General features: G+C 59.7%; 16 protein-coding genes and 3 tRNA genes. 16 read left to right on the forward strand and 3 right to left on the reverse strand.

Going from position 1 to position 15815, the window contains the following annotated elements; genetic code table 11:
• Positions 1 to 122 precede the first annotated feature (122 nt).
• The 7 genes from EKD03_RS01770 (at position 123) to EKD03_RS01800 (ending at position 4683) form a co-directional block, all read left to right on the forward strand.
• On the forward strand, positions 123 to 1256 hold the full coding sequence (locus EKD03_RS01770) for an ArsA family ATPase (RefSeq protein WP_129626680.1): 1134 nt from the start codon (positions 123 to 125) through the stop codon (positions 1254 to 1256).
• A 423-nt stretch (positions 1257 to 1679) separates the two neighbouring features.
• Entirely contained in the window at positions 1680 to 1871 is a 192-nt protein-coding gene (rpsU, locus tag EKD03_RS01775; protein ID WP_044200632.1) for a 30S ribosomal protein S21, read from the forward strand.
• A gap of 128 nt (positions 1872 to 1999) precedes the next feature.
• Positions 2000 to 3085: a peptide chain release factor 1 gene (gene prfA / locus EKD03_RS01780; protein WP_129626682.1), complete on the forward strand. Its 1086-nt coding sequence runs from the start codon at positions 2000 to 2002 to the stop codon at positions 3083 to 3085.
• Positions 3086 to 3329: 244 nt separating this feature from the next.
• The gene (add, locus tag EKD03_RS01785) at positions 3330 to 4370 is read left to right on the forward strand and encodes an adenosine deaminase (RefSeq protein ID WP_129626684.1); all 1041 of its coding nucleotides are present in this window, start codon (positions 3330 to 3332) and stop codon (positions 4368 to 4370) included.
• 39 nt (positions 4371 to 4409) lie between these two features.
• Positions 4410 to 4499 (forward strand) — tRNA-Leu (locus EKD03_RS01790).
• 13 nt (positions 4500 to 4512) lie between these two features.
• Positions 4513 to 4588, forward strand: a tRNA-Val gene (locus EKD03_RS01795).
• Between the two features lie 19 nt (positions 4589 to 4607).
• Positions 4608 to 4683, forward strand: a tRNA-Phe gene (locus EKD03_RS01800).
• A gap of 45 nt (positions 4684 to 4728) precedes the next feature.
• Here EKD03_RS01800 and EKD03_RS01805 read toward each other — a convergent pair.
• The 3 genes from EKD03_RS01805 to EKD03_RS01815 are packed head-to-tail and all read right to left on the reverse strand — an operon-like array spanning position 4729 to position 7337.
• The gene (locus EKD03_RS01805; protein ID WP_129626686.1) at positions 4729 to 6195 is read right to left on the reverse strand and encodes an outer membrane protein assembly factor BamB family protein; all 1467 of its coding nucleotides are present in this window, start codon (positions 6193 to 6195) and stop codon (positions 4729 to 4731) included.
• Positions 6196 to 6225: 30 nt separating this feature from the next.
• Entirely contained in the window at positions 6226 to 6804 is a 579-nt protein-coding gene (locus EKD03_RS01810) for a GNAT family N-acetyltransferase (protein WP_161569158.1), read from the reverse strand.
• 23 nt (positions 6805 to 6827) lie between these two features.
• Positions 6828 to 7337: a hypothetical protein gene (locus EKD03_RS01815; protein ID WP_129626690.1), complete on the reverse strand. Its 510-nt coding sequence runs from the start codon at positions 7335 to 7337 to the stop codon at positions 6828 to 6830.
• 300 nt (positions 7338 to 7637) lie between these two features.
• Between EKD03_RS01815 and EKD03_RS01820 the strand changes: the two genes are divergently transcribed.
• From EKD03_RS01820 to EKD03_RS01860, 9 genes are all read left to right on the forward strand, one after another.
• On the forward strand, positions 7638 to 8060 hold the full coding sequence (locus EKD03_RS01820; RefSeq protein WP_129626692.1) for a phosphonate C-P lyase system protein PhnG: 423 nt from the start codon (positions 7638 to 7640) through the stop codon (positions 8058 to 8060).
• The gene (phnH, locus tag EKD03_RS01825) at positions 8060 to 8608 is read left to right on the forward strand and encodes a phosphonate C-P lyase system protein PhnH (protein WP_129626694.1); all 549 of its coding nucleotides are present in this window, start codon (positions 8060 to 8062) and stop codon (positions 8606 to 8608) included. Before EKD03_RS01820 ends, phnH begins: the two co-directional genes overlap by 1 nt.
• A complete protein-coding gene (locus tag EKD03_RS01830; protein ID WP_129626696.1) occupies positions 8608 to 9675 on the forward strand; it encodes a carbon-phosphorus lyase complex subunit PhnI in 1068 nt (355 codons plus the stop codon). Before phnH ends, EKD03_RS01830 begins: the two co-directional genes overlap by 1 nt.
• A complete protein-coding gene (locus EKD03_RS01835; protein ID WP_129626698.1) occupies positions 9672 to 10613 on the forward strand; it encodes an alpha-D-ribose 1-methylphosphonate 5-phosphate C-P-lyase PhnJ in 942 nt (313 codons plus the stop codon). Before EKD03_RS01830 ends, EKD03_RS01835 begins: the two co-directional genes overlap by 4 nt.
• Complete coding sequence (locus EKD03_RS01840) at positions 10603 to 11409, forward strand: ATP-binding cassette domain-containing protein (protein WP_238613322.1); 807 nt, start codon at positions 10603 to 10605, stop codon at positions 11407 to 11409. Before EKD03_RS01835 ends, EKD03_RS01840 begins: the two co-directional genes overlap by 11 nt.
• Positions 11406 to 12107 carry a phosphonate C-P lyase system protein PhnL gene (locus EKD03_RS01845; RefSeq protein WP_129626700.1) on the forward strand — a complete coding sequence of 234 codons (702 nt, stop codon included), beginning with the start codon at positions 11406 to 11408 and terminating at the stop codon, positions 12105 to 12107. The genes EKD03_RS01840 and EKD03_RS01845 overlap by 4 nt, the downstream gene beginning before the upstream one ends.
• Positions 12094 to 13308: an alpha-D-ribose 1-methylphosphonate 5-triphosphate diphosphatase gene (locus tag EKD03_RS01850; protein ID WP_129626702.1), complete on the forward strand. Its 1215-nt coding sequence runs from the start codon at positions 12094 to 12096 to the stop codon at positions 13306 to 13308. Before EKD03_RS01845 ends, EKD03_RS01850 begins: the two co-directional genes overlap by 14 nt.
• A 513-nt stretch (positions 13309 to 13821) precedes the next feature.
• On the forward strand, positions 13822 to 14478 hold the full coding sequence (locus tag EKD03_RS01855; protein WP_129626704.1) for a DapH/DapD/GlmU-related protein: 657 nt from the start codon (positions 13822 to 13824) through the stop codon (positions 14476 to 14478).
• 234 nt (positions 14479 to 14712) lie between these two features.
• Positions 14713 to 15783 (forward strand): PhnD/SsuA/transferrin family substrate-binding protein, encoded by a 1071-nt coding sequence (locus tag EKD03_RS01860; protein WP_129626706.1) that lies wholly within the window; start codon positions 14713 to 14715, stop codon positions 15781 to 15783.
• The last annotated feature ends 32 nt before the right edge of the window (positions 15784 to 15815 follow it).

The raw sequence follows: 15815 nt of genomic DNA on the forward strand, positions 1-15815 counted from the left end.
CTGCGGCTGACGCCTTTCATTATAGCAGGCTATGACAAGGTGATACCGCCCCTATGACACAAAAAGCATGCTACACTGCATGTTGTCTGATGTCCCAAGTATCAAAAATCTCTCGAAATGATATGATTCTCATCTTTGTGGGAAGTGGTGGGGGCGCAACTGCCACCGCCGCCGCTGCCACCGCTGCCACCGCCGCCGCTGCCGGTCGCCGCGCTCTGATCGCCAGTGTTGGTCCGTCACATAGCATTCACGCTCTGGTGGGGGTGGCTTCGGCTACTGCGCCGCATCCGATTGCACCGGGGCTAGATTTTTGGACTCTTGATGCGCTCAACGATCTGAGTGCGGTCTGGGGTGAATTACGCAATCGGGTGAGTACCCTGGCCAACTTGCCGATCAATGGCGATGAATTGCCGATCATTCCGGGGAGTGATCTCTTTTTGGCCGTGGCGCGTTTGCGATTGATGGCGGCGAACTATGATCTGATCTGTCTTGATGCTGGCCATCACGATAGCCTCCTGCGAGCGCTCGTGGTGCCCGACACCTTCCGTTGGGTGGTGCGCTTGCTTTTGGGGCTAGATCGTGGCCCTGGTCGTTCGAGTGCTTCGATCTCGCGGGCGTTGTTACCAAGTGCGCTCATGCCCTTCGACTGGATCGCGCAGGTGCAGGATGCCCGCGTTCAGTTGGAACACCTGCGTGATGAGACGGTCAATCCGGCGGCCTTGCGGGTGCGCTACGTGTTACGTCCCGACCGCAGCGGGCTAGAAGAGGCGCTCAACGCACTGCCGGCCATCCAGCTCTTTGGCTTACTGGTCGAGCAGATCATTGCTGGCCCGCTCCTTCCCGAAGGGGTGTTGGCACTTGGCCCACTCATCGCCGAGCAGCGCCAGGTTCTAGCGGATGTGGCGCGGTTCTGGGGCGGGTTGCCCCTGCGCCGCCTTGAAGCTGCGGCGACCCCCGGTAGTGTACCGGGGCTGGCCACCTTGGGTGCCGCGCTCTACCCCGATGGCCAAGTTATTCCCACGCAGGATGCCGTTCCTCCGCTGCGTGTGGTCGGGCCACCCGATCCCCACGTGGCGATCGATCTGCCCGGTCTGCGCCGCGAGGCACTGGGGCTTACCGTCAGTGGCGACGAGTTGATTGTGCGCGCCGGGCCATATCGCCGCCACATCCTGATGCCAGAGGGGCTACGCGATGGAACCGCGATCCGTGCGGCACGTCAGGGCGATACCCTGATTGTGCGCCCGCGAACAGGGTAGTCATGGGTACCTGTTCACAGTTTCTATTTACCCCAAGGGTGAATAGTTACAGGGATTGGTAACTGTTCACACTTCTCCTAGCTTCCAGTTTTTGACGCAAAGACGCAGAGGCGCAAAGCCTGCAACAAAACCTTTGCGTCCTTGCGCCTTTGCGTCAATACAAGATTTCTATTTACCCCAAGTGTGAATAGTTACAGGGATTGGAGATGTTGCGCCGATAGCGGATATCGGCTATACTACGCAACGGTGTTCGCGGGCAGCTCTGCCCATCTGCAATCGGGGCCACACCAAATCCACGGTAAAGGGGGTGAGCAGAACGTATCGGTAGAAGGCGTATCGGGTCGGGGCGGTGCCCCACGCCAGTACCAGACCTGAGCCAGTTGGCTAAACCAGCGGTTCGTTCCCTACCGAACGTGCAGAGCGATGAAAGTTGAGCGTCGTGACGGTGAGACAGTCGAGCAGCTGATCCGCCGATTCAATAAGGGCGTCGTCTCCGAGCGCATCACGAAGACCTTCCGCGAGAAGATGCACTTCGTCTCGAAGAGCGAGCAGCGCAAAGAGAAGCGCCGCCGCGCTGAGCGCAACCGGCGTAAGAAGATCTCGAAGGGTTTCTAACCCAACTTTCAGACGGCATGGGCTGGCGAGTAACACTCGCCCCTATGCCGTTTTGTTATGTCCAGTTACACTTGATACCCCATGCTATAATGGCGATCCATACAACATGTTAAGGATGATAAAGACCCATGTTCGATAAACTTTTGAGTGTCGTCGCTCGTTATGACGAGCTTGGCGAACTGATGGCCCAACCAGAGGTGGTTCATAACCACACGCTGCTTCAGCAATATGCACGAGAACAGCGCGAATTGGAGGCAGTTGTCAATGCCTTTCGTGAGTATCAGCATGCCCGGCAAGCCGCCGAAGAGGCGCATGCGATGCTGAACGAGAGTGGCAGCGAGCCAGAACTGCGCGAGATGGCCCATGAGGAATTGGAGAGCCAGCGCACGCGCATCACCCAGCTTGAAGAAGAGATAAAGCTGCTGCTCCTTCCGCGTGATCCCAATGATGCCAAGGATGTGATCATCGAGATCCGCCAGGGCGAAGGTGGCGATGAAGCGGCGCTCTTTGCGGCCGATCTCTACCGGATGTATGTGCGTTATGCTGAACTACGTGGCTGGCGGGTTGAGGTTGATAGTATCACCGATAACGGGATCGGCGGCTTCAAAGAGGCGGTCTTTGAGATCCGGGGTGAGAATGCCTACAGCCAACTCAAGTACGAGGGCGGTGTCCACCGTGTGCAGCGCGTCCCTGCCACCGAGGCGCGTGGGCGTATCCACACCTCCACCGCCACGGTTGCGGTAATGCCAGAGGTGGAGCCGACGGTGATTGATATTAAGGACGAGGATGTACGCACCGATGTCTTCCGCAGTGGTGGCCACGGTGGCCAGGGCGTGAATACGACCGACTCGGCGGTGCGGCTGGTCTATCGGGGTGGTACGCCGGATGAGATCGTGGTGACGTGTCAGGATGGCCGCTCGCAGATCAAGAACCGCGAGAAGGCCATGTCGGTGCTGCGCGCCAAGCTCTATGCGCGGGAGCAAGAGAAGCAGCAGCGTGCCCAAGGTGCATCGCGGTTGGCTCAGGTGGGTACCGGCGAGCGCGCCGAAAAGATCCGCACCTACAACTTCCCCCAGGATCGCATCACCGATCATCGGATTGGCCAGAACTTCTCCAATTTGCCGGGTGTTTTGGCCGGTGGGTTGGACAAGATCATTGATGCGTTGATCGTTTATGATAATGCCGAGCGCTTACAGGCATCAGGGATCGCATAGAGCACCCAATGCTCCAGCGGGTCAGTAATGCTGAGGGAAACGGCGTAGCGCCACATGGCTTCGACAAGCTCAGCCAGCGGCGCGGTGGCTGAGCTTGCCGAAGCCACCGCAATCGCTCGGAATGACCAACTACTACCGATAATTCGCCTTATCGGCGTGAGAAGCAAGCAGCATAGGGAGATAGCGACAACGCTATGTCCCTTTTTTGCCCCCAACGCCAAGGTACGCACGAAGGAGGAACAGTGTGCTGACCGCAGAACTCGATGAGTTTATTGTGCGGATGCCGAAGGTGGAACTCCATCTGCACCTTGAGGGTTCGATAACGCCCCAGACGTTGCTCGATCTGGCCCAGCAGAATAACTTCGATCTCCCCGCCCATGATGTTGCTGGGGTCGAGCAACTCTTCCACTACCAGCATTTTAGCCAGTTCATCAGCCTGTTTATGCAGATGACCCAGGTGATTGTGCGCGGCGAAGATTTTGCCCGCCTGGCCTACGAACTGGGCAGCGACCTCGCTACCCAAAACGTCCGCTATGCCGAGGTGATGATCTCGCCCATGCAGCACATCCGGCGCGGGATGGATCTCTACGAGGCGATCAGTGGGGCGGCGGCGGGCTTTGCCCAGGTGGCCCGCGAAACCGGCACCCAGATCCGTATCGCCCTAGACCACGGGCGGCAGTATGGCCCCGATCTGGGTTGGCAGGTACTCGATGTGGCCCGGCGTGCCCAGCCCCTCGGCGTGGTGGGCTGGTCTATTGGCGGTAACGAGATTGACTACCCGCCCGAACCCTTCGCGGCGCTCTTCGCGGCGGCCCGCGAGGCTGGTTTGGGGCTGATGGCGCACGCCGGAGAGGTGGTGGGGCCAGCCAGTGTCTGGGGCGCGATCAATGCGTTGGGGGTACAGCGCATTGGCCACGGGGTGCGCAGTATTGAGGACCCCGCCCTGATCGCGGCGCTGATCGAGCGCGGGGTGATCCTTGATGTCTGCCCCAGTAGTAACCTGCGCACTGGCGCAGTCGCAAACTGGGAGGCGCATCCGTTACGCCAACTCTACGATGCCGGGGTGGTTGTGACGCTCAATTCCGATGATCCGGCCTTCTTCCACACGACCATTACCGAAGAATACCGCCACGCTGTGCAGCACTTCGGGTTCACGATTGATGACCTGATCCACGTCGTGCAGAATGCTGCGGCTGCCAGCTTTTTGCCCGTTGCAGAGCGCCAGCGGCTGCATGAACGGATTGCCCAAGAGGTTGCCATGCTGCGCAGTGAGATCGGCGTTTGACAAAAGTGGGAAGGGCGACTATAATACCGACCGTGTTAAGCCCAGGTGGCGGAATTGGCAGACGCGCTAGGTTGAGGGCCTAGTGAGCTAACCATGCTCATAAGGGTTCAAGTCCCTTCCTGGGCACCATCTCATTATCTGGGGGCGATTAGCTCAGTTGGTAGAGCACCTCGCTTACACCGAGGTTGTCGGCGGTTCGAGCCCGTCATCGCCCACCAGTGAGAGTGCCAGCACCACGCCAAGGTAGCTCAGTTGGTAGAGCATCGCACTGAAAATGCGAGGGTCACCAGTTCAAGTCTGGTCCTTGGCACCAGCAACAAGCCCCCCATCGTAACAACGATGGGGGGGCTTTGGGTTGTTATGGCCAACGCGCCTGCGTCTCGCCGGTGGTCAGATCCACGGCGTAGAGCTCGTCGACTGCCAACCAGACACTCTGGTTGCCCCATGTGACCCCACGTAGCGAATCTCCGGCATCTTCGACACGTAGTTCTTTCTTCACCTGGCTGGTACCATTGTTCAGGTTGAGCAGTTCATAGCTGATCGCCTCTGGATCGGCTTGCTGCTCGATCAGGGCAACGCCGCTGGCGAGCAGATGTACGGCTGTGTCGCCCGAATCGTAGATCGCATCTTCGACGAGATCATCACCGAGCAAGACGCGGCTCCAACGTTGCTGGCCACTCTGGGCATCGAGAAGCCAGAGTTCGTAACGCGAAGAACCACGAGTACGCTGGGCGAGCACCAGCAGATCGCTGCCACGCGCTGCCAGTGGGCGGAGGTTATAGTCTTCAGCCTGGGTCAGTAGGCGGGCTTGGCCTTGGCCGTCGCTGGTGTAGATGGATTGATCGCTACTCAGATAGATGTGTCCATCAGCAACGAGGGTATTCTTGACCTCAAAGTTTTGAAATGCCGGGTTGAAGGTGCGCTCTTCACCACCGAAGCTGCCCATTCCCACCCGTAACAGACAGTTGACACTATCGAGCATCCAGTAGAGCGCTTCGCTCTGCGGATCGGCCAGGATGTAGTCGTAGTAGTGCGGTTGATCCACATAGCCCTGCGATTCGTGCTGACAGGTGGGGGCAATCGTGCGCACCAGTTGGCCATCGGCGGGATTGTAGATGAAGAGACCCGCCTCGGTTTCATCTGGCTCTAGGCTATCCGGCACCCCCACCATAGCGCCCACCCGCACCAGTTGGCGCGTGGTCTGATGCAGACGCACCACCCAGAGCGGGGTGCCCTTGTTGGCATTGAGGGCTTGGAGTTGACCATCGTCGCTCAATGCAACGACCACATCACCAAAGACCTGAAGGCAATCCTGGCAGCCATTGGAGAAGATACGGTCGGTGAGCGGCGCTTCCCAGACCTTGCTACCATCGGTGCGGCTCAAGCCAATCAGGCGCGCCTCATCGGCAACGATGATCGTCGCGGCACTGTAGGCAACCAGCCAGGAGGTACCATTCGTGCCCATGGGCGGGCTTTCCCAACGCACCCGGCCCTCAAGCGGGCTGAAGAGGAGCAGCGTATCGCTATCGCGGTCGTAGTTGCGGCTAATCAGCAGCAACTCTGGTTCGCTCGTATCCGTATCCAGGGGAATGGGGGCGCGCCAGACCAGGCGGCGGCCAGGAGCGGCTCCGCCGACGGTGTGGAGTACAGGGGTTGGGGTGACTTCGATCAGGAGTGGGGCGGCCCGGCCTTGCATGCGGGCGATCACCTCGTTCATGCCCAGACCTAAAAAGCTGAGCATAGCGAAGGCTCCGCCCAGCACCCCGATCAGCAGCGCCACCACGGGGATGATCCAGCCCGCAGGGGGGCGACGTTCTTCTCGCATAGACGCGACCTCCCATCCATACCGCTGCGGTTAGTGTGGGGGTTGGGGGGTATATTCCGTGCGCAAGCGGGCAAAGAGATGGGTATCCCGGCGGGTACCATCCACATGTATCCCATCAGATCGGAACGTCCCCTCTCGTATCATACCCGCTTTTTGGGCAGTATGCGCACTGGCCAGATTGCGCGTGTCGCAGCGCCAGAAGAGGCGTTGCCAGGGCCATTCACTGAAGCCCCAATCGAGCAGCGCCCGCAGGGTGCGCGTCCCTAAGCCCCGGCCCGCTTCGTGAGCGGCGATCCACATGCCGATCTCGGCATTGCCATGTTCTAGCCCCTGCTTGGGCAGATGGTAGCCGGTGCCTCCGACCAACGCATCCCCGCGCCAGATGCCCAGTGTGAAGCCCTGGTTGAGATGGTACTGGCCAGCAAAACGGCGGCAGATCGCCTCCGACTCTTCCAGTGACTGGTTGGGCTTGGCCCAGATCATCCACTGGCGTAGGTGCTCATACGAGGCATTTACCGTGTGTTGCAGTGCGGCTCCATCACCGGGGCGGTAGGCGCGTAGGGTGAAGGTGTCGTAGTGGTATTCGAGCGGCGGGATGAAGGTGTCCATAAGAGAACGTGTTGCTTTCAGATCTACACTACCGGATTCTTCTTGGGCTTCCATGGCTTTAACACCGAGATAAAGATGATTGAGAGCAGGGTCAACAACTGCGGGCCAACCGCATAGGACATGAGTTGGTGGTTGGTGAGAAACTGCGGGTTCTGTACGGCAAGCTGCGGATCAGTGGCTGTCAGTGCCTCCATCCCATTGAGCCACGGGCCAAGGAAGAAGGTGCCGAAGAGAATGATGGCGATGGTGAGAACCCACTTGACCGTCACCCATGCCCACTTGAAGAAGCCCCAAGGCGTGAGAGCGCTGATCAGAACACTAGTGATGAGGGTGGCAATCGCTGAAGGAATAATCACCCAGTCGTCAATGCGCTTGAGGATGCTCAGAATGGTATGGGTCTCACTACTACTACTCGGTTGGTAGCTGAAATGGAGCAGCACCATACACAGAGCTGCGCCTACCCAAGTGGATGAGAAGAGGATGTGGAAGCCTTTGAGCCATGCACGACCTTGGGGGGTGAGTTTGGCGGCCATAAAGAGGTTTACTTTCGGTATGGGAGAGCGATGTCGGCAGCTATTGTAGCACTTGATGCTAGTCTACGGATCACCCTTGGGGTCAGGAAACCCCATCATCGCCGGGTTCCCCGATCATCCCGTAGGGGCGAAGCATCGCCCACTGGTTCGGGTTCCCATGCTCCATGGCAGGCGATGCTTCGCCCCTACTTCACCCAAATCCCCTCTGCCCTTGACCGCGATTTAACACCCCCTTAGTCAACCCCGCTTACACTTGCGCCGCAGCGTGTGATGGCTTTGCCTACATGGGATGACTTCTCCATGTCCTACCCCGATCAATCTTTCTCCCTGAGTGTCCTCAGCCGTAGTCCGGCTACGCTGGTTAAGGATTTTGTTGAGAGCTTGTTGCCCGCTCTGGAACCAGTGGAGGTGTTGTACAACGCCACTGGCTTGGTCATGCTGCCGATGCAGGATACGGCCAAGGGTACGACCTTCTATGTGGGTGAGGTGTTGGTGGCCTCGGCGCGGGTGCGGTTGGCGGGTGGCGAGGGCTATGCCGCCTGTCTGGGCCGTGATCTGACCCAGGCGTTGGCGCTGGCGTTGCTTGATGCGGCCTGCGCGGCGGGGTGTTGTCGTGCCGAGATTGCCGCGTTTGTGCAGGCGCAAGCAGCGGCGCTGGAGGCGGAGGATCTGGCGCTGCGGCACCAGATTGAGGCTACTCGTGTGGAGCTAGAGACATTCTGATGATTACTCCTCAGTTGACGGCGTTTGAGGCCCAGAGTCAGCAGACGTTCCAGGCGCTCATGTGGGCGCTGAGTTACCCGGGGCGAGCGCAGCGCATCGCCGAGGTGGGTGTGGCAGCCTTCGCGGCGGTCGGGGCGACCCTGATCGATCTGGAGACGAGTTACTACACCAACCATGCTGGCTTGGTCCAGTTGCTGGCACATAGTGGGGCGCGGGCGTTGGGGCCGCAGCATGCCCACTACCAGTTCTACCCCGATCTGCCCAGCACGGCGCTCGATGATCTGGCGCTGGCCCCGGTCGGTACGTACCTTGACCCCGACTCTTCGGCGACGTTGGTGCTGAGTTGCCACCTGGGTGCGGGTGAACGGCTGCGCCTGAGTGGGCCGGGTATCCCCGCACCGTTCATGGTGAATCTGGGTGGCTTGCCGCCGGGGTTCTGGGAGTTGCGCACCAATGTGTGCCAGTTCCCGCTTGGGTGGGACATCTTCTTCATTGCGCACGACCAACTGATCGGTCTGCCGCGTACAACCAAGGTTGAGGTGCTTTAGTGGCCTATGTTGCGGCACGTGGCGGTGAAGCGGCGATCCAAGAGGCTGAGGCGCTCTTTCGCCGTCTGAATGGGACGCTTGATGCCGGTTTGGTGCAGCAGATCGAGCGCCAGTTGCCCTATCTGGTGGATCGGGTGATGAGTGAAGGCTCGCTCTATGCGCCGGAGTTGGCCGCGTTGGCCATCGCGCAGACCGGGGGTGATCTGTATGAGGCGATCTTGTTGCTGCGCGCCTACCGTTCGACGCAGCCACGGGTGGCCTATGCTGCGCCGGTTGATCCGGCAACTATGCAGACGCTGCGGCGCATCTCGGCGGCGTTTAAGGATATTCCCGGTGGCCAGATTCTTGGCCCGACCCTCGATTATAGCCACCGTCTCTTGCGCACGGATCTGCTTGATGGTGATGCGCAGGGAGAGGTAGCGAGCGAACAGCCCACAACCTCCGAATTGCCCGTGCTCCCCGATCTGCCCATCCCTCCCGTCACCGAATGGCTACGCCTCAACGGGCTGCTGGAGGCGCTCCCGCCTCAGCCCCCCGCCGACCCGGCGCTCCTGCCCGATGTGACTCGTGAGGCGGTGCGTTTCCCGGCGCCGCGTGCGCAACGCTTACAGTCGCTTGCCCGCGCCGATACGGGTGGAGTGCTGGCGCTTGGGTATGCCAGTATGCGCGGTTATGGCCTCATCCATCCTACGGTGAATGAGGTGCGCCTGGGCTATGCCGATGTGCTGCTCGAACATCCTATCAGTGGGGAGCGCTTTAGTGCGGGGCGGGTGCGGGTGAGTATGGCCGAGGTGGTGAGTAGCCACGGCGATACACTGGAGTTGGGCTATGCGGCCACGTTGGGGTGGAATGAGGTGAAGGTGATTGCTGGCGCGATGCTCGATCTGGAGATGGATAAGCCCAATCCGCACCCGGCGCATGACGAGGAGTTCGTGCTCTACCATACCGAGCCGGTTGAGTCGTCGGGGTTCTGTATTCACTACAAACTACCCCATTATGTCACCTTCAGCAGCAACCTGGACGCACTGCGCCGGGCACGCGAGGCTGCGGCGGAGGATACCGAATGAGCCTCCAACAACTTGCGCATCCGCGCCATGACTATAGTTATGCCTTTTTGGATGAGTTTGCCAAGCGCGAATTGCGCCGCCGTATCCTCAAGGCCATCGCCATCCCCGGCTATCAGGTGCCATACGCCAGCCGCGAATTGCCGATGGCGCGCGGTTGGGGTACCGGCGGTCTGCAAGTGACCCTGGCCGCCGTCGGGCCGACAGACACGGTCAAGGTGATTGACCAGGGCGCGGATGACTCGGTCAATGCGGCCAACCTGCGCCGCTTTATTGCGCGTATGGCCGGCGTGCAGACCACCACCGATGTGTTGGCGGCGACGATCATCCAGAGTCGCCACCGTATCCCCGAAGAGCGGCTGCGCGAGGGGCAACTGTTGGTGTTGCAGGTGCCGGTGCCCGAACCACTGACCCATGTGGAACCGAGTGTCACCCGTGCGCGCCAGATGCATGCCGACGCCGATTATGCGCTGATCTGGCTTGAACTGCACGAGCAGTTGGTACGTTACCGCACCTTTACCGGCGGAGCCGACTACCCGGTGGTGGTACACGGGCGCTACCTGATGGCTCCGAGTCCTATTCCGCGCTGGGATACCCCGATGCTGCACCAGGCTGCTCACCTGACCCTGCTCTCGGCGGGGCGTGAGAAGCGCTTGTATGCGGTGCCGCCCTATACCGATGTGCGCCCGATTGAGTTCGAGGATGTCCATTTTCAGGTTGAGAACCAAGCGGGCCGGGTGTGTGCGCAGACCGGCGCGATCAACCGCTTTATGAATGAAGTCCCCCAGCCCGATGGCAGTTCGCGCTACATCCTCTCCGACACCGGCTATGCGGCAAAGCTCGTGCAGCGGGCGCAGGGTGAAGGAGTCGAGATCGGTGCGACCTACTATGACGATCAGGGCCGGTTCTACCATACGGGATTCTTGCACCATGATGACTAGACCGAGCCTTGATCAGCCGCGCTTGGTGCGCGATGTACCACTGCTCCAAGCGCGTGGGTTGAGCCGCCGTTATGGCGCGATTACGGCGATTGATGGGGTGGATCTGAGTGTCTACCGGGGTGAAGTGTTGGGGATCGTGGGCGAATCGGGGTCGGGCAAATCCACGGTGCTGCGGCTGCTCAACCTCGAAGAGCCAGCCGATGCAGGCACGTACTACCTCGATCTGCCGGGCTATACCGATCAGAATCTCTTCACCATGGATCGCTACTTCCGTCGCCAAATTCAGATCCGGCATATCGGCATTGTCTACCAGAACCCCTACCTGGGGCTGCGCATGCGCCATACCAGTAGCGGCAATGTGGCCGAGCGGCTGATCATGGCGGGCGAGCGCAACTTTGGCACGCTGCGCCATGCGGCCAAGACCGCGCTCAGCGCCTCGGAGTTTCCGCTGGAGCGCATGGACGATCTACCGATCCGGCTCTCTGGCGGTATGCAGCAGCGCGTCCAACTGGCACGGGCGCTGGCACTGCGGCCCATGCTCCTGCTGCTCGATGAACCCACCACCGGCCTTGATGTCTCGGTACAGGCGTTGGTGCTGGATACCCTGGCGCGTATTCAGCGTGAACTCCAGATCGCTACCGTGATCGTCTCGCATGATCTGGGAGTCATCCGGGCGCTCGCCGACCGGGTGATGGTGATGCGCCATGGGCGTGTGATCGAGCATGGCCTGACCGACCAGATCCTCGAAGATCCGCAAGAGGCATACACACAGCAACTGGTTTACGCAAAACTATGAGCATACTCGATGTTCAGGGCTTCAGCAAACAGTTCTTCGTTCACCACCTGCAACGCCAGATCCCGGCCTTTAACGAGGTTGACTTCCGGCTGCACGCGGGTGAGTTCTTACTGGTGCGTGGTGTCAATGGGGTGGGCAAATCCACCCTACTGCGCTGTCTCTACCGTTCCTACCTGCCCACAGCGGGGCGGGCGATCTACCACGCCCATGCGGGCCTGATCGATCTGGCATGCGCCGCCGATGTGGATATTGCCGCCCTGCGTCGCACCGAGATCGGCCATGTCACCCAGTTCCTGCGGGCGCGTCCGCGTGTCAGTGCGATAGATGTGGTGATAGAGCCACTGCTCAGCCAAGGCCACAGCCGCGCCGAGGCGCACCAAATCGCCGCTGAGTGGTTGGATGCCTTCGGTCTCAAAGCGGATATTTGGGACGCCTACCCAAGCACCTTCTCTGGGGGTGAGCAGCAGAAGGTGAATCTGGTGCGCGCCTTGATCGTGCCGCGCCGTCTGTTGCTGCTCGACGAACCCACCGCCTCACTCGATGCCAGTGCGCGGGCCGCATTGGTGGCGCGACTGGCCCAGATCAAAGCGCAGGGTGTGGCGATGATCGGTGTCTTCCACCACCCGGAGGACGTGCGCGATCTGGTTGATGGTGAACTGCACTTAACGAATGTACAGGTAGATTATGTGGCTAACTGATCTTCAGATCGTGCTTCCAGACGGGGTGATCGAGCGCGGTGCCCTACAGATCAATGATGGTCGGATCGCCCAGATTGTGGAGGGCGATGCGTTGCTGGATCGGGCGGGCAGTGTGGTGGATGGCAGTGGCCTCATCCTCATGCCGGGCATGATTGATATGCACGGTGATATGTTGGAGAGCGAGGTTGAACCGCGTCCGGGGGTGCATTTCCCGATAGACATGGCGGTCTTTGAGTTGGATAAGCGCCTAGCGGCAAATGGCATCACCACCGCCTACGCGGCACTCTCCTTTTGGGATGGGATGTCGGGGCGTAGCGCCAACCACCGTTCGGGTGAACACGCCCACCGCATGAGTAGCGCCGTCTACAACCTGCGCAACCAGTTGCTGATTGACCTGCGCATCCATGCCCGCTACGAGGTACCGACGCCATCGGTAGCTCCGGCGCTGGTTGATCTGCTGGATCGTGGGATGGTGCATATGGTCTCGCTGATGGATCACACCCCCGGCCAGGGTCAGTACCGCGACATGGAGCAATATGTCTCCTTCATTGCCAAGTGGCGCAACGCCAGCCCCGCCGAGGTAGAAGCCGAAACCCACGAACGTATCCAGAACGCCAAGAACGACCCGCACATCTGGCGCACAGCGGCGGATATTGTCACCCAGGCATTGTCGAAGCACCTCCCGATTGCCTCGCACGATGACGACACCGTGCAGAAGATTGACCAGATGGCCGACTTCTCGGTGACAATTAGCGAGTTCCCCGTCACCCTAGCGGCGGCGCAGGAGGCGCGGCGGCGCGGGATGGCGGTGGTGATGGGCGCACCCAATATTCTGCGCGGCGGCTCACATTCGGGCAACCTGAGCGCCATCGAGGCGGTGCTGGCTGGGGTAGTGGATATGCTGGCCGCCGACTATGCGCCCGCTGCACTGCTTCAGGCGATCTTTATTCTGGTGGACAAGGGCATCCTGCCGTTGCACGCGGCGGTCAATCTGGTGAGCCAGAACGTCGCCACAGCCCTCGGCCTGCTTGATCGCGGGCGGATCGCAGCCGGTCTGAGCGCCGATCTGATCCTGGTTGAGCCGGGGCCACGCCCACGGGTACGCGGGACGATCCGGCGCGGGGTGCCAATCTACTGGGATGCGGCAATGGCGCTGCGCACGAGCGTTCACGATTGGGGGAAACGGGTTGGGTATTCTTGAGCGGAACGTAACTGTTCACACTTCTCCTAGCTTCCAGTTTTTGACGCAAAGACGCAGAGGCGCAAAGCCTGCAACAAAACCTTTGCGTCTTTGCGCCTTTGCGTCAATCAGAAGCTTCCTTTACCCCAAGTGTGAACAGTTACAGCGGAACCTCTGGTTGACGCAAAGACGCCAAGGCGCAAAGCCGACAACAGTAACTGTTCACAGTTCTCCTAGCATTCCGGTTTTGACGCAAAGGCGCAAAGGCGCAAAGCCGACAACAAAACCTTGGCGTCTTTGCGCCTTTGCGTCAATCAGAAGCTTCCTTTACCCCAAGTGTGAACAGTTACCGGCAACAAAACCTTTGCGTCCTTGCGCCTTTGCGTCAATACGAGATTTCTTTTACCCCAAGTGTGAATAGTTACACGTCTTAGTGCCTTTGCGTCAAGAAGAGAATGCTATTTACTCCATAAAGTGAACAGATACGCGCCTTGGCGTCTTTGCGTTAAAGCCGTGATGCTAGGAGAAGAGACCATGGGCCGCTACTTCGAAGCCTTCCCGCCCCAGACCCGCCACTACAGCCCCCAACTGAGTGTTGAGCCAAGCATTGATCCCACGGCTCAGATCTTCAACTCGCACCTGGGCAGTTGGAGCGAGATCGGCCCACGGGTGGTGGTGAGCGAGAGCAACATTGGCGACTACACCTACGCCTCGAACGATACTCAGATCGCCTACAGTGAGATCGGCAAGTTCGGCTCGATTGCCGCCCACGTGCGCATCAACCCGGTCAACCACCCCATGCAGCGCGTAACCCAGCACCACTGCACCTACCGTCGGGTGGCTTACGGCTTCGATACGGCGGATGATGCTGAGATCTTCGCTTGGCGGCGGGCGGCACGCTGCGTGATCGGCCCTGATGTCTGGATCGGCCATGGGGCGATCATCATGCCGGGGGTGACGATAGGAACCGGGGCGGTGGTGGGGTCGGGGGCGGTGGTAACGAAAGACGTAGAACCCTACATGATCGTGGTGGGTGTGCCCGCCCACCCGGTGCGCCCGCGCTTTGATGCTGAGACGGTGGCGCAGTTGCTGGCGATTGCGTGGTGGGATTGGGACCACGCCACGCTGACTGAGCGCTTTCATGATCTGCTCGATATGCCTACGTTTTTGCAAAAATATGCAAAAACGTAGCCATATTTAATCATCATAGTATGTGTGAATTTTTTAGGGCTACGCCCAAAACCCCGATTTTTGTTGTTGTGTGGCGGCTACGCCGCCCCCAAACCTCCACCGAAGGTGATGTTTTCAAACATTGATTTGATCACGAATTTTAATAATTATAAATAAACGATTTAATATCTGCATAATATGACCAGATTAAACTCACGGAGCGATAGTGTGGCTTTTTATAGACCCGGAGGGATTATGCGGTTGCGTTCGCTAATGAGTCTCTTCACCCTGATCTTCGTCTTGTCGGCATGTTCTAGTACACCGGCATCCACCCCCTCTTCCAGCGCTCCGGCACCCAGCGCGGCTGCCGACACCTCCCCGATCATTATGGCCTGGTACCCCAACGAGTCGGGGTCGGAACTCGGCGCTGCGCGTGATGCCTTGGCGGCGGTGGTGAGTGAGGCGCTCAAGCGCCCGGTGCAGCACCAGACCACTACCGACTACATCATTGCGATTGAGGCCATGGCCAACAACAACGCTCACCTCGCCTTCTTTGGTGCCGAGGGCTATGTGCAGGCTCACGATAAGAACCCCAAGGTACTGCCACTGGTTCTTCCGAGCGGCACCGATGGCACCCTGAATGGCGCGGTCTACTATAGCTGGCTGGCCGTTATGCGTGGACAGGAAGGCAACTACCAGGAGAACGGTGCCTTCAAGCTCGACAACATCCAGGGCCAGCGCTTCTCCTTCGTCTCGAACAGCTCCACCTCTGGCTTCCGCGTGCCCTCGGCAAACATCCTCAATTACTTCTCGGCTCAGGAGAAGTGGAAGGATCTGACCTCAGATGATCTGATCGAGGGCGGTGCGGACAACTTCTTCTCCGAAGTGCAGTTTGGTGGCTCGCACCAGGGTTCGGCGGTCAACCTGATCTCCGGCAAGGTGGATGTGGCCGCCTTCTGCGATACCTGTGTCGAGAACTATGTCACTCTGGTCGAAGGTACCGCCAACACGGCTGGCGCGGTCTATCGTGTCAACGAGAAGGCCGACGAGCCATTCACGCAGTATGCGGGCGCCGAGTTTGTGATCATCTCGGCCACCCCGGTGCTGAACGCGCCCTTTGTGGTGAATACCACGATGCTCACCGAGGCCGAGATCCAGACACTGAAGGACGCGCTTACCTCGGATGCGGTGGCTCAGAACACCCAGATCTTCGCCCCCAAGGAGGTGGTCGAGGCGGGTTATAAGCCGCTCTTCCGCAAGACCAAAGACGAGCGCTTCGTGCTGGTCGAGGACGCCTTCTTTGACCCGATCCGGGCGCTGCGCTAAGGGTAACTGTTCACACTTATCCTAGCATCTCG

The sequence above is a fragment of the Candidatus Oscillochloris fontis genome (genome assembly GCF_004138135.1).
Lineage (GTDB): Bacteria > Chloroflexota > Chloroflexia > Chloroflexales > Chloroflexaceae > Oscillochloris > Oscillochloris fontis.

Excerpts from the sequence above, each read along its gene's own strand:
- EKD03_RS01860 (WP_129626706.1), top strand. The coding sequence starts at position 14,713 with ATGCGGTTGCGTTCGCTAATGAGTCTCTTCACCCTGATCTTCGTCTTG.
- EKD03_RS01770 (WP_129626680.1), top strand. The coding sequence starts at position 123 with ATGATTCTCATCTTTGTGGGAAGTGGTGGGGGCGCAACTGCCACCGCC.
- EKD03_RS01845 (WP_129626700.1), top strand. The coding sequence starts at position 11,406 with ATGAGCATACTCGATGTTCAGGGCTTCAGCAAACAGTTCTTCGTTCAC.
- EKD03_RS01805 (WP_129626686.1), bottom strand. The coding sequence starts at position 6,195 with ATGCGAGAAGAACGTCGCCCCCCTGCGGGCTGGATCATCCCCGTGGTG.
- prfA (WP_129626682.1), top strand. The coding sequence starts at position 2,000 with ATGTTCGATAAACTTTTGAGTGTCGTCGCTCGTTATGACGAGCTTGGC.
- EKD03_RS01850 (WP_129626702.1), top strand. The coding sequence starts at position 12,094 with ATGTGGCTAACTGATCTTCAGATCGTGCTTCCAGACGGGGTGATCGAG.
- EKD03_RS01810 (WP_161569158.1), bottom strand. The coding sequence starts at position 6,804 with ATGGACACCTTCATCCCGCCGCTCGAATACCACTACGACACCTTCACC.
- rpsU (WP_044200632.1), top strand. The coding sequence starts at position 1,680 with ATGAAAGTTGAGCGTCGTGACGGTGAGACAGTCGAGCAGCTGATCCGC.
- EKD03_RS01820 (WP_129626692.1), top strand. The coding sequence starts at position 7,638 with ATGTCCTACCCCGATCAATCTTTCTCCCTGAGTGTCCTCAGCCGTAGT.
- EKD03_RS01835 (WP_129626698.1), top strand. The coding sequence starts at position 9,672 with ATGAGCCTCCAACAACTTGCGCATCCGCGCCATGACTATAGTTATGCC.
- EKD03_RS01815 (WP_129626690.1), bottom strand. The coding sequence starts at position 7,337 with ATGGCCGCCAAACTCACCCCCCAAGGTCGTGCATGGCTCAAAGGCTTC.
- EKD03_RS01855 (WP_129626704.1), top strand. The coding sequence starts at position 13,822 with ATGGGCCGCTACTTCGAAGCCTTCCCGCCCCAGACCCGCCACTACAGC.
- EKD03_RS01840 (WP_238613322.1), top strand. The coding sequence starts at position 10,603 with ATGATGACTAGACCGAGCCTTGATCAGCCGCGCTTGGTGCGCGATGTA.
- phnH (WP_129626694.1), top strand. The coding sequence starts at position 8,060 with ATGATTACTCCTCAGTTGACGGCGTTTGAGGCCCAGAGTCAGCAGACG.